Source organism: Haliea sp. (genome assembly GCF_040222615.1).
Lineage (GTDB): Bacteria > Pseudomonadota > Gammaproteobacteria > Pseudomonadales > Halieaceae > Haliea.
Genome location: NZ_JAVKCQ010000189.1, coordinates 1 through 12,814 on the forward strand (window position 1 = coordinate 1; position 12,814 = coordinate 12,814).

Genomic DNA, 12,814 nt, shown 5'->3' on the forward strand with positions numbered 1-12,814 from the left:
GCCCTTGATATAGCTGTCGATCATGTCCCAGTGGATGAACTCATCGATGATACGCCGGGCGCTGACCGGGTCTGCCTGGGTCAGGTTGTCGACCGTCTGGTCTGAGAATACGACGCCCCAGCCAAAGGTGTCATCCGGCCGGTTGCGCTCATACAACTGGACATCGTGGGACGGGTTCTGCAACTTCATGCAGATAGCGAGGTACAGACCAGCAGGGCCACCGCCGAGACAAACTATCTTCATAAGACTCTCCAACTTACGGTCAGGGCGGAGCGGCTGCTCGCCAGGTTGACAACAATAGTTTAAGCTTAAAAGGAATCCGCATTATAGTGCAAACATTTTATGTTTAAAATATATGGACCACTCCGTGACAAATAAATCGTCCAGTACCCAGCGGCTGAACCATGAAACTCGCCTGCATGAAGACGATCACCATTCGATCAAGCTCTGGCTGCGACTGCTGACCTGCTCCAGCCTCATTGAATCACGCTTGCGCGGCGCCCTGCGCGAGGAATTCGATACCACGCTGCCGCGCTTCGATTTCCTGGCGCAGCTGGAGCGGGTGCCCCGGGGGCTGACCATGGGAGAGTTGTCCCGCCGGCTCATGGTGTCCGGCGGCAATGTCTCGGGTATCGCGGCACAGCTGGTGGGCGAGGGCCTGGTGGACCGCAGTCCGCTCCCCGACAACCGTCGCACCTTCATGGTCAAACTCACCCCGAAGGGGCGCAGGGCCTTTGCCAGCATGGCGCAACGCCACGAACAGTGGGTGATCGGCCTGCTGGGCCACCTCGACGCCGCTGAGGTAGACCAGCTTATGCTGCTGCTGGACCGGGTCAAGCAGGGCGTGCAATAGCGTCCACCCGCGGCGTCTTGCACAGCAAACATTTTATATCTAAAATGTTTGCTGTTGCGAATTGGAGCCCTGCCAATGTGGAAGCCCCCCGAGAGAATCAAGTACACCGCCGTCGAGGACGATTGGCCTGACCGGACCGAGGCTGCGGACAGTCTGTTGTTCTCGCCCCTGCAGGTCGGACCGCTGGCCCTGGAGCAGCGCACCTGGGTGCCGGCGATGGTGCCCTGGCGTTCCAATGAGGAGGGGGAAGTCACCGAGGATGTCCTGCAATGGTATGAGCGTTTTGCCCGGGGCAAGCCCGGCGTCATCGTTGTCGAGGCTACCGGTATCCGCGATGTTCCCAGCGGTCCTCTGCTGCGCATCGGTGACGATCGCTACATCCCGGGGCTGGCCCGGCTGGCGGAAACCGTGCGCAAGGCCAGCGGCGGCAAGACCCGGCTGCTGATTCAGCTGATTGACTTTCTGACTATCCGGCGGCGTCCTCAGCCGGACAAATTCCTCGACCGTTTTCTGCAGCTCACGCCCGACCACCGCCGTGCGCTCGACCTTGAGGACGCGCCGGAGGCCAGCGTGCGGGAACGTCTGCGCAGCCTTGACCCCGAGGCCCTGCAAGCGGTGCTCAGCGCCAAGGAGTGGGAGGACATGCAGTACGGCTACCGGGAGCGGGTAACCGATACCCAGGTGCCGGCCATCGCCGAACTCCCGGCCACCCTGCCAGGCCTGTTTGCACGGGCCGCGGCGAGGGCCCGGCAAGCGGGCTTCGACGGCGTTGAGCTGCACTATGCCCACGCCTACACCATGGCGTCGTTCCTCTCTGCGACCAATACCCGCAATGATGGCTACGGCGGCAGCAGGGAGCAGCGCGTTCGCCTGCCACTGGAAGTTTACGAGGCTGTGAGAGAGGCGACGGGCCCCGATTTTGCGGTGGGCTGCCGTTTCCTCAGCGACGAGATTATCGGCGGTGGCAGTGGTCTGGCGGATGCCGGGTATTTTGCCAGTCGGTTTGCCGCAGCGGGCATGGACTTCCTGTCCCTGTCCCGGGGCGGCAAGTTCGACGATGCGAAGCAGCCCAAGGTCGGATGGGCCGCCTATCCCTATACCGGCAAGAGCGGTTACGAGTGCATGCCGGGGTATATCTCCGATCAGCAGGGACCGTTCGGGCGCAACATCGGTCCGGTAGAAAGCATTCGCCAGCAGCTTCGCGCGGCGGGTCTGGAGACGCCGCTGGTCGTCGCGGGGGGTATTTTTGGTTACCGGGCAGCGGAGGACATTCTGCAGCGCGGCCAGGCCGATATCGTCGGCCTGGCACGCCAGGCCCTGGCTGATCCCGACTGGTTTGAAAAGGTCAGGACCGGTCACGGTGCCGAGGTCATCGTCTGCCGCTACAGCAACTACTGCGAGGGGCTGGACCAGAAGCACAAGCAGGTGACCTGCGAGCTGTGGGACCGCAAGGACCTGGACGAGCCCGGTATCAGGCTGAGCGAGGATGGCAAGCGACGACTGCTGGCGCCCCTCTGGAATGCGCCGGAGGGTTGAGCTCAGCCGCGCCGGACAGTGGGAAAGCGCGCCGCGAAGCTGGCGCTGGCGGGCGGCAGGGCGCCGTTCCCGCCCTCAAGACGGCCTGTTACGTACTCGGTGGAAGCAGGGCCGAGCAGTTGGTACAGGTTGCCGGTGAGGGTCAGGGCTTCGGCTCCCGGCCAGCCCGGCGGCAACAGCTCTTCCGGCAGCGGAGTGTCGTGGAGCAGGGCCCGGCGAAAATCGTGAATCAGCAGGGTACGCACGATGAATGCGACCTCCGGGTCCAGCTGCTGTTGCCGCACGGCCCAGCGCTGCAGCGGCCGGAAATTGTCGAGGAAGCTGCGGTAGGCCGCCGCCGTGGCGTCGAGTTGCCAGCACTCGTGCACCAGCTTGCGCAGCCGCCTGGCCGAACCCAGCGTGGAACTGGTGGCGTCGAACAGCATGACCTTGTCGCTGGCGTCAAATTCCTCCAGCGTTTCCTGCAGGGCCCGGCCCGGGCTGCCGGGCTTGGCAAAAGTGCCCGGCGCGATCGCGCGGAAACCCTGCCAGTTCAGGCTGCGGCGAAAATTGTCGCGGTCACTGTCGGCGATGGCAAGAGGGATGAGGATCTGCCAGTGCCCCTCCCAGGTCGTGTCCTCGGTGGCATAGATGCGTCGGGCGGCGCGCTCGTATTCGGCGTTGCCATGGGCGGTGAAGCGGTAGTAGCTGCGGCGGCCAACCCGGTCGGCCTCCAGCCAGCCCTCCTTGACCAGGCGAAACACGGATGTCCGGACCAGCCGCTCATTCACGCCGAGAGGAGCCAGCGCATGCACCAGGCTGCCCAGCCACAGGGTGTGCCCGTGCTGGGATACGGTATCGCCAAACAGCGTGATGATCAGCGAGGTGCTGCGCATCGGTTTGCGGTCCCTGAAATCTTCCAGCAGGCGCCTGACGACCGGCGGGTGTGCCACGGGTTTACCTCTCGGCTTCTGTCGTAGTGTTGCCGCTCATGTCCGGCAGTCGAAGGCGGCATGATACAGCGCCGCGCTCGGATTACCCAGCGGCGCCGCCCCGGAAGAAATGATACATAAATATTGATACGCAAAACAAACGTGTATTATATTTACCGGCACAATAAATCTGTTGTCCGCCATCACGGAGCTGCCATGAGCAAAACCCCCTGTCTCGAACCGCTGCATGCAATTGAAACGGCGAGCCTGGACGAGCTGCGCACACTGCAGCTGCAGCGCCTGCGCCAGTCCCTCGGTCACGCCTACAAAAACTCTCCCGTGTACCGGGCGAAATTCGATCAGCAGGGCGTTCACCCCGACGATTTGCAGACCCTCGAAGATCTCGCCAAGTTCCCCTTCACCACCAAGAGCGACCTGCGCGACAACTACCCGTTCGGCATGTTCGCGGTACCCATGGACAGGGTGGTCCGGGTTCACGCCTCCAGCGGTACTACCGGCAAGCCAACAGTGGTGGGATATACCCAGGGGGATATCGATATCTGGGCGGACGTTGTGGCCCGCTCAATTCGTGCTGCCGGGGGCCGCGCAGCGGACAAAGTCCATGTCTCCTACGGTTACGGCCTGTTCACCGGCGGCCTGGGAGCCCATTACGGCGCCGAGCGCCTTGGTTGCACGGTGATACCGATGTCCGGTGGCCAGACCGAAAAGCAGGTGCAGCTGATTCGCGATTTCGACCCGGATATCATCATGGTTACGCCCAGCTACATGATGAACATCGCCGATGAACTGGATCGCCAGCAGGTGGATACGCGCAAACTGTCACTGCGCGTGGGTATATTTGGTGCCGAGCCCTGGACCGATGCCATGCGCCGGGAGATGGAGCAGCGGCTGGACCTCGACGCGGTCGACATTTACGGTCTGTCCGAAGTGATGGGGCCCGGTGTCGCCCAGGAGTGCGTCGAGAGCAAGGACGGCCCGACCATCTGGGAGGATCATTTCTACCCGGAGATCATCGATCCCGAGACCGGCGAGGTCCTGCCAGACGGCGAGGAGGGGGAGCTGGTCTTTACCAGCCTGACCAAGGAGGCGATGCCGGTCATCCGCTACCGGACCCGCGATCTCACCATGTTGCTGCCGGGGTCCGCACGCAGCATGCGCCGCATGGCCAAGATCACCGGGCGCAGTGACGACATGCTGATTATCCGCGGGGTCAATGTATTCCCGTCCCAGATTGAGGAGCAGCTCCTCGCCGTGGAGGGCCTGGCACCGCACTATTTTATCGAGGTCAGCAAAGAGGGGCACCTCGATGCGATGGAGGTGCATGTGGAAATGGCCAGCCCCGCGTCAGCCAGCGAGATGCAGCGCGCCGCCCAGGCTTTGCAGCACCGGATCAAGTCGATGATCGGCATATCCACCGCGGTGAAGCCGCACGCCCCCGGCGTCATACCCCGTTCCGAGGGCAAGGCCAGGCGCGTGTTCGACAAGCGCCACTGAGGCCATTGGCCGGGGTCAGCCCCGGCCGTTGAGCGACTCCAGGCCGTTGCCCTCGGCCGCCAGCTTGCGCAGCAGTGGAGCCGGTTCCCAGCACTCGTCCCCGGTAAGCTCGCGCAGCTCCCGCAGTCGGGTAACGACAGCATCCACGCCCAGGCTGTCGGCATAGAACATCGGCCCACCGCGCCAGCTGGGAAAGCCGTAACCGTTGATGTAGACGATGTCCACATCGCTGGGGCGGGCCGCGATGCCCTCCTGGAGAATGGCCGCTCCCTCGTTGACCAGGGCGAGAATCAGCCGGTCGACGATCTCGTCGTCCTCGATCTCCCGCTGCGGCACCTGCCACTGCGCCGCTGTCTCCCGCAGCAACTGCTCGACTTCCGGGTCCGCCTGGCGCGCCCTGGTAGTGGGGTCGTAGCGATAGTAGCCGGCGCCGGACTTTTGCCCCAGGCGCTCCATCTCTACCAGGGTGTCCGCCAGCGCGGACTCCAGCACCGAGCGCGATTCGATACCCTGGTCGCGGCGCGAACGGTAGCCTATGTCGAGTCCGGCCAGGTCGCCGACCGCGAGCGGACCCATCGCCATGCCCCAGTTTTCCATTGCCTGGTCGACCTGGGTCGGCGTCGCTCCCTCGAGCAGCAGCAGCTGTGCCTGGCGCCCGTAGGCCTGCAACATCCGGTTGCCGACAAAACCGTGGCAGACGCCGACGGCAACCGGTATCTTGCCGATGGTGCGGGCCAGTTTCATGAAGGTCTGCACCACATCGTCGGCGGTTTTTTCCGCCCGCACCACTTCCAGCAGCTTCATCACATTGGCAGGGCTGAAAAAGTGCGCGCCGATAACGTCCGCGGGCCGTCCGGTGGCGCCGGCGATGGCGTTTACATCGAGATAGGACGTATTGGTGGCCAGGATGCAGCCCGGCTTGCAGTGGGCGTCAAGCTTGCCAAAGACTTCCTGCTTCACCGCCATGTTCTCGAATACCGCCTCGATCACCAGGTCCACGTCGGCGATATCGCCGTAGTCCAGCGTCCCCCGGATATTGTCCAGCCAGCCTGCCACTGCCTCGGCAGTAAAGCGACCGCGCTTTACCGAGTTGGCGTAATTCTGGCGAATTTTCTCCAGGCCATTGTCCAGGTAGTCCTGGCTGGTCTCCACCAGTGTGACCGGAATGCCGGCGCTGGCAAAGCACATGGCGATGCCGCCACCCATGGTGCCGGCACCGATTACCGCTGCGCTGCGGACCGGGCGCAAGGGAGTGTCGGCGGGGATGTCGGGGAGTTTGCCGGTGGCGCGCTCGGCGAAGAACACGTGGCGCAGGGCGGCCGACTGGGGCGATGCCTTGCAGGCAAGGAAGCATTCCCGCTCGCGCGCCAGGCCGTCCTCCAGGCTGGCGCTGAGGGCCAGCTCCACCAGTTCGGCGATGTAGCCGGGCGCCGGCTGGCCGCGGTACTTGCGCGCGGTTTGCTGGCGGTGACGGGCCAGGAAGTCGGCTGCCGCCGGTGGCGGCACCCGGCGCTCGCCGGTCGGGCGTACCGGCACAGCCTGCGCCAGCAGGGTTCGCGCCCAGCGCACTGCGGCGGATTCCAGTTCTCCCTCCAGCAGGTGGTCAACGAGGCCCGCTGCCAGGGCCTGCTGCGCGCGAATCGGCGTCCCGCCGGTGATCATTTCCAGCGCCAGCTCCGGGCCGACCAGGCGCGGCAGGCGCTGGGTCCCGCCGGCACCGGGCAGCAGGCCCAGCTTGACCTCGGGCAATCCCAGCCGGGCGTCGGGCAGGGCTGCGCGGTAGTGGCAGGCCATCGCCAGTTCCAGGCCGCCACCGAGGGCGGTGCCGTGCAGGGCCACCGCCACCGGCTTGGCAAAACCCTCCAGCGCGGCGATGACATCCGGGAGGCTCGGGGCCAGGGGTGGTTTGCCAAATTCCGTGATGTCGGCGCCGGCGACAAAGGTTCTGCCGGCGCAGAGCAGCAGCAGTAATTCGCTGTTGTCAGTGCGCGCCTGCTCCAGCGCCCGGAGAATACCTTCGCGCACGGGGTGCGACAGTGCGTTCACCGGCGGGTTGTCGATGCGGATGATCCCCAGGGTGTCGTCCAGCGCATAGTGTACGGGCTTGTTGCTCATGTTTTCTCCTTGTAGAAGTCAAGATCCGGGGCGCCTGATGGTAGCCTTGAAGTATTACATAAAGCTTTACACAAGGTAATCATTGTGTATCATAAATCCCGGTCTGGCTTGGTGGTCAGGCAGTGGTAATTCCAGCGGCACATAATACAGGAGAAGCGCATCATGAAGTTGCACAGTTATGTCAGCGGCCAGTGGCAGGAAGGAACCGGCAGTGGTGTTACGGTGCACGATGCGGTTACCGGCGAAGCGGTCTGTGAGGTCAGCAGCGAAGGCGTCGACTTTGCCGCGGCGGTGCGCCACGGGCGCGACATCGGCGGCCCCGCGCTGCGGGCCATGACTTTCCACGAGCGCGCCGGGGCACTGAAGGCGATGGCCAAGCAGCTGATGGCGCGCAAGGAGGATTTCTACACCCTCTCCGCCCGTACCGGCGCGACCCGCGCCGACGGCTGGGTGGATATCGAAGGCGGCATTGGTACGGTGTTTACCTACGCCAGCCTGGTCAGCCGGGAAATGCCCAACGATGTGATCATGGTTGAAGGGGATGTGGAGCGCTTGTCCAAGGGTGGCAGTTTTGTCGGCCGCCATGTACTGACCTCCAAGCCCGGTGTGTCGGTGCATATCAATGCGTTCAATTTCCCCTGCTGGGGCATGCTGGAAAAAATTGCTCCCAGCCTCGCGGCCGGTGTACCGGTTATCGTAAAACCGGCGACGCCCACCGCCTATCTCACCGAGGCCATGGTGCGTGAAATCATTGCCGGTGGTTTCTTCCCCGAAGGTGCAATCCAGCTTGTCTGCGGCTCTACCGGTGACCTGCTTGAACACCTCGATGAGCAGGATGTGGTCACCTTTACCGGCTCGGCCACGACCGGGCGCAAGCTGCGTACCCATCCCAACCTGGTGGCCAACTCGGTGCCCTTTACCATGGAGGCTGATTCGCTGAACTGCGCCATCCTGGGTGCATCCGTTACCGCGGACGACCCCGAATTCGAACTGTTCGTCAAGGAAGTCGTGCGGGAAATGACCGTCAAGGCCGGGCAGAAGTGTACCGCGATCCGTCGGGTTATTGTGCCGGCCGCCCAGCTCGATGCAGTGGCTGCGGCCCTGCAGGCACGCCTGGACAAGATCACGATCGGCGACCCCGGTGCGGACGGTGTGCGCATGGGGCCGCTGGTGGGTCGCGACCAGGCCCGGGATGTCCGTGCCAGCGTTGAGCGCCTGGCCACCGAGTGCGAACTGGTCTACGGCGGCGCGGAAACATTGTCCCTTACCGGCACTGACAACAGCAGTGGCGCCTTTTTCGCGCCCACGCTGTTGCGCTGTGACGACCCGCACGGCAAGACGCTGGTGCACGAGGTCGAGGCCTTCGGTCCAGTGAGCACCCTGATTCCCTACCGGGATATCGACGACGCTGTCGCCATCGCCCGGCTCGGTAAGGGCAGTCTGGTCGGCTCGCTGTTTACCCACGACGATAGCGAGGCGCGGCAGGTCATCCTGGGCACTGCCCCCTGGCACGGCCGCATGCTGGTCATCAATCGCGATTGCGCCGCGGAGTCAACCGGACACGGTTCGCCGCTGGCTCAGCTGGTGCACGGCGGTCCGGGGCGCGCCGGCGGTGGTGAGGAGCTGGGCGGCCTGCGCGCGGTAAAGCATTATATGCAACGCACGGCCATCCAGGGGTCGCCCACCACGTTGATGGCGATTACAGCGGAGTACCACGCCGGCGCCCGGTCGTATTCGGATGATGTGCACCCCTTCAGAAAGTACTTCGAAGACCTGCAGGTGGGCGAGTCCCTGCTGACTCACCGGCGCACGGTCACGGAGGCGGATATCGTCAACTTTGGATGTATCAGCGGCGACCATTTCTACGCCCACTTTGACGAAATCGCCGCCCGGGACTCGTTTTTTGGCAAGCGTGTCGCCCACGGCTACTTTGTGATATCAGCGGCGGCGGGGATGTTCGTGCATCCGGCTCCCGGCCCGGTGATTGCCAACTACGGTCTGGAGAACCTGCGCTTCATCGAACCGGTGGCGCCGGGCGACACCATTCGTACCCGGCTCACGGTGAAGAAGAAGATCAAGAAGGCGAGGCGGGGCGAGGAAAAGCCCAATGGGGTCGTGGTGTGGGCTATCGAGGTGACCAACCAGGCCGATGAGCCGGTTGCCATCTACGATATCCTGACTCTGGTGGAACGCCGCGAGGATTGAGGAGGGCGCTGCCCATGACCTGGGAAAATATCGAGTTCACCATCGACAAGGGTGTGGCGAGACTGGTCTTGAACCGGCCCACCGCGCTTAACAGCTTTACCGCCGCCATGCATGCCGAGGTGCGGGACGTGCTGACCCGCGCCGCCGACGACCCGCAGGTGCGGGCGGTGCTGCTGACCGGCGCGGGCAGGGGTTTCTGCGCCGGCCAGGATCTCAATGACCGCGCGGTCTCGGCAGGCGACGTGCCGCCGGATCTGGGCGATTCCGTAGAAAAGTTTTACAACCCGCTGATCCGCCTGCTGACCGGCATGGAAAAACCCGTGATCTGCGCGGTCAACGGCGTTGCGGCGGGGGCCGGCGCCAATATCGCCCTGGCCTGTGACATTGTCATTGCGGCGCGCTCCGCCAGCTTTATCGAGTCCTTCGCCAAGCTGGGCCTGATTCCGGATTCCGGCGGTACCTGGATCCTGCCGCGGCTGGTCGGCATGGCCCGGGCGAAGGGTCTGGCGATGCTCGGACCGAAGGTGTCCGCGGAGCAGGCCCTGGCCTGGGGCATGATCTGGCAGGTGGTGGAGGACGACGAACTGCAGGCCACCGCTCTGGAGCTGGCGGAGACCATGGCTACCCAGCCCACCCGGGGTTTCGCCTTTACCAAGCAGGCGTTCGCCGCCTCGGCGGCCAATAGCCTGGATGAACAGCTGGAACTGGAAAAACAGCTGATGCGCGCCGCGGGCAAGACCGCCGACTACCGGGAGGGCGTCGCAGCCTTCCTGGAAAAACGGCCACCGCGTTACCGGGGGGAGTGATGAGCGAAACGCCGAGTCTGGCCGAGGCCTGCGGTGATGCCCTGTGGCGGGGCGACCACGCCTGTCGCGCCCTGGGCATTACCCTGCTCAATATCGCGCCCGGCAACGCCACCATGTGCATGCAGGTGCGCGCCGACATGGTCAATGGTCACGACATCTGCCACGGCGGCCTGATCTTCACCCTGGCGGACAGCTGTTTTGCCTACGCCTGCAATAGCGAAAACCACAACACCGTTGCGGCGGGTGCCCGCATTGAATTCCTGGCCCCCGCCCGGCTGGGCGATGAATTGACAGCAGCGGCCAGCCAGGTACAGCAGGGGCGGCGCAGTGGCGTTTACGACGTCACTGTGGTCAATCAGGCGCAGCAGACCATTGCCCTGTTCCGGGGCAACTCCCACCGTATTGGTGGACACCTTGTCGACGTTTCAGCTGGAGAGAATGACTGATGCAGGAAGCCTTTATTTGTGACGCGCAGCGCACCCCGATCGGCCGCTACGGCGGTGCCCTTGCGGCTGTGCGTACCGACGACCTCGGGGCGATACCCCTGCGTGCCCTGATGGCGCGCAATCCGGGGGTGGACTGGGAGCAGGTAGACGACGTCTGGTTCGGCTGTGCCAACCAGGCCGGCGAGGACAATCGCAACGTGGCGCGGATGAGCAGCCTGCTGTCCGGTCTGCCGGTGACGGTACCCGGGGTCACCGTAAACCGGCTCTGCGGCTCCGGTATGGACGCCATCGGCAGTGCCGCCCGGGCAATCAAGTGCGGCGAGGCCCAGCTGGCCATTGCCGGCGGTGTCGAGTCCATGTCCCGCGCACCCTTTGTCATGGGCAAGGCGGGCTCTGCTTACGGTCGCGATGTGCAGATGTACGACACCACGATCGGCTGGCGCTTCGTCAATCGCCTGCTGCAGCAGCAGTATGGCATCGACTCCATGCCGGAAACTGCGGAAAACGTCGCCGAGCAGTTCGGCATTGAGCGGTCGGCACAGGATGCCTTTGCCCTGCGCAGCCAGCAGCGGGCGGCGGCCGCCCAGGCGGCGGGTGTTTTCGACGCCGAGATCACCCCGGTCGCTATTCCCCAGCGCAAGGGCGAGGCCCTGCAGGTCAGTCGGGACGAGCATCCACGCGAGACTACCCTGGAAGCCCTGGCAAAACTGCCGACGCCGTTCCGCGACGGCGGTAGCGTGACTGCGGGCAACGCCTCGGGGGTCAACGACGGCGCCTGTGGGCTGCTGATCGCCTCCGGGGAGGCGGCGCGCAGCCATGGTCTGGAACCGCGCGCCCGGGTAGTGGCCATGGCCAGCAGCGGCCTGCAACCCCGCATCATGGGTTACGGTCCGGTCGAGGCCACGCGCAAGGTGCTGCGGCTGGCGGGTCTCGAACTCGCGGCGATGGACGTGATCGAACTCAATGAGGCTTTTGCGGCCCAGGGTCTGGCGGTATTGCGCGGCCTGGGAATCGCGGACGATGCCCCCCACGTCAATCCCAATGGCGGGGCCATTGCTCTCGGCCACCCGCTGGGCATGAGTGGTGCGCGGCTGGTGACGACCGCCATGTATGAACTGCACCGCCGCGGCGGGCGCTATGCGCTGTGCACCATGTGTATCGGGGTGGGGCAGGGTATCGCGCTGGTGATTGAACGGGTTTGACGGCAAGTTGACAGGAGAGTGGTTATGACGAACGAGCATCATGAACAGGACCTGGCGGCACTGGAACAGCGCTTTCAGGCGCGCATAGACGCCGAGGAGAAAATCGAACCCAAGGACTGGATGCCGGAAAAGTACCGGCAGAACCTGATTCGGCAGATATCCCAGCATGCCCACTCGGAAGTCATCGGCATGCAGCCGGAGGGCAACTGGATCACCCGGGCGCCGAGCCTGCACCGCAAGTGCATCCTGCTGGCCAAGGTCCAGGACGAGGGCGGCCACGGTCTCTATCTGTACAGCGCAGCGGAAACCCTGGGCGCCAGCCGTGAGGAGATGAATCAGGCCCTCCACGAAGGGCGCGCCAAGTACGCCTCCATCTTTAACTATCCCGCCCTGACCTGGGCCGATATCGGCGCCATTGGCTGGCTGGTGGATGGCGCGGCAATCGTCAACCAGGTCTCCCTGCAGCGCACGTCCTACGGTCCCTATGCCCGCGGCATGGTGCGGATCTGCAAGGAGGAGAGTTTCCACCAGCGCCAGGGCTACCACATCATGATGACCCTCGCCCGCGGCACTGCAGAGCAGAAGGCCATGGCCCAGGATTCTCTGAACCGCTTCTGGTGGCCCTCGCTGATGATGTTTGGCCCTCACGATGCGGAGTCAGCGCACTCGGCGCAGTCCATGAAATGGAAAATCAAGCGCCAGAGCAACGATGAACTGCGGCAGAAGTTTGTCGACCAGACGGTCAAGCAGGCGGAGGTCATCGGCCTGACCATTCCCGACCCCGACTTGCAGTGGAACGAGCAGCGCGGGCACTACGATTTCGGCGAGATCGACTGGGAAGAGTTCGACCGTGTGATCAGCGGTGACGGCCCCTGCAACCGGCAGCGTCTTGCGCACCATGTCAAGGCGCACGAGGAGGGTCAGTGGGTGCGCGACGCGATCACCGCCCACGAGGCGAAGAAACGTCAACGCAATGATCGCCGGGCGGCGTAGGGGGCAGGACCATGTCAGAACACATGAAGCTGTACGAAGTTTTTATCCGCTCACGCCGCGGCCTGGACCACAAACACGTCGGCAGCCTGCACGCGGAAGATCCCGCTCAGGCGCTGGAATATGCACGCGACGTCTACACCCGGCGCAGTGAAGGCGTCAGCATCTGGGTGGTCAATTCCTCGGATATCGTCGCTTCTCAGGAAGGCGACTGCGAGAGCGTTTACGATCCCCT

The 12,814-nt window shown here is 64.2% G+C and carries 11 protein-coding genes and 1 pseudogene; 9 read left to right on the forward strand and 3 right to left on the reverse strand.

Features of this window, described 5'->3' with window-relative positions; genetic code table 11:
- Positions 1–243 (reverse strand): annotated as a pseudogene (locus RJQ10_RS15280) (hypothetical protein); the annotation flags it as partial.
- Positions 244–367: 124 nt separating this feature from the next.
- Here RJQ10_RS15280 and RJQ10_RS15285 point away from each other — a divergent pair.
- Both RJQ10_RS15285 and RJQ10_RS15290 read left to right on the forward strand, forming a co-directional pair.
- Positions 368–853, forward strand: coding sequence for a MarR family winged helix-turn-helix transcriptional regulator (locus tag RJQ10_RS15285; RefSeq protein ID WP_350148136.1), 486 nt, complete (start codon positions 368–370; stop codon positions 851–853).
- Between the two features lie 75 nt (positions 854–928).
- The gene (locus RJQ10_RS15290) at positions 929–2,389 is read left to right on the forward strand and encodes an NADH:flavin oxidoreductase (protein ID WP_350148138.1); all 1,461 of its coding nucleotides are present in this window, start codon (positions 929–931) and stop codon (positions 2,387–2,389) included.
- A gap of 2 nt (positions 2,390–2,391) precedes the next feature.
- Here RJQ10_RS15290 and paaX read toward each other — a convergent pair whose 3' ends face one another.
- Positions 2,392–3,321: a phenylacetic acid degradation operon negative regulatory protein PaaX gene (gene paaX, locus RJQ10_RS15295; protein WP_350148140.1), complete on the reverse strand. Its 930-nt coding sequence runs from the start codon at positions 3,319–3,321 to the stop codon at positions 2,392–2,394.
- 195 nt (positions 3,322–3,516) lie between these two features.
- Between paaX and paaK the strand changes: the two genes are divergently transcribed.
- Positions 3,517–4,815, forward strand: a complete 1,299-nt coding sequence (gene paaK, locus RJQ10_RS15300) for a phenylacetate--CoA ligase PaaK (protein WP_350148141.1) — start codon at positions 3,517–3,519, stop codon at positions 4,813–4,815.
- 15 nt (positions 4,816–4,830) lie between these two features.
- Here paaK and RJQ10_RS15305 read toward each other — a convergent pair whose 3' ends face one another.
- Entirely contained in the window at positions 4,831–6,930 is a 2,100-nt protein-coding gene (locus RJQ10_RS15305; protein WP_350148143.1) for a 3-hydroxyacyl-CoA dehydrogenase NAD-binding domain-containing protein, read from the reverse strand.
- Between the two features lie 162 nt (positions 6,931–7,092).
- Here RJQ10_RS15305 and paaZ point away from each other — a divergent pair, with 162 nt between their 5' ends.
- From paaZ to paaB, 6 genes are all read left to right on the forward strand, one after another.
- Entirely contained in the window at positions 7,093–9,135 is a 2,043-nt protein-coding gene (gene paaZ, locus RJQ10_RS15310; RefSeq protein ID WP_350148145.1) for a phenylacetic acid degradation bifunctional protein PaaZ, read from the forward strand.
- A 14-nt stretch (positions 9,136–9,149) separates the two neighbouring features.
- Positions 9,150–9,941, forward strand: coding sequence for a 2-(1,2-epoxy-1,2-dihydrophenyl)acetyl-CoA isomerase PaaG (paaG, locus tag RJQ10_RS15315; protein ID WP_350148147.1), 792 nt, complete (start codon positions 9,150–9,152; stop codon positions 9,939–9,941).
- Positions 9,941–10,387 carry a hydroxyphenylacetyl-CoA thioesterase PaaI gene (gene paaI / locus RJQ10_RS15320; RefSeq protein WP_350148149.1) on the forward strand — a complete coding sequence of 149 codons (447 nt, stop codon included), beginning with the start codon at positions 9,941–9,943 and terminating at the stop codon, positions 10,385–10,387. The genes paaG and paaI overlap by 1 nt, the downstream gene beginning before the upstream one ends.
- The gene (gene pcaF / locus RJQ10_RS15325) at positions 10,387–11,589 is read left to right on the forward strand and encodes a 3-oxoadipyl-CoA thiolase (protein WP_350148151.1); all 1,203 of its coding nucleotides are present in this window, start codon (positions 10,387–10,389) and stop codon (positions 11,587–11,589) included. The genes paaI and pcaF overlap by 1 nt, the downstream gene beginning before the upstream one ends.
- A 24-nt stretch (positions 11,590–11,613) precedes the next feature.
- A complete protein-coding gene (paaA, locus tag RJQ10_RS15330; protein WP_350148153.1) occupies positions 11,614–12,582 on the forward strand; it encodes a 1,2-phenylacetyl-CoA epoxidase subunit PaaA in 969 nt (322 codons plus the stop codon).
- Between the two features lie 11 nt (positions 12,583–12,593).
- On the forward strand, positions 12,594–12,814 hold a 221-nt coding region (paaB, locus tag RJQ10_RS15335), incomplete at its 3' end, for a 1,2-phenylacetyl-CoA epoxidase subunit PaaB (RefSeq protein ID WP_350148155.1).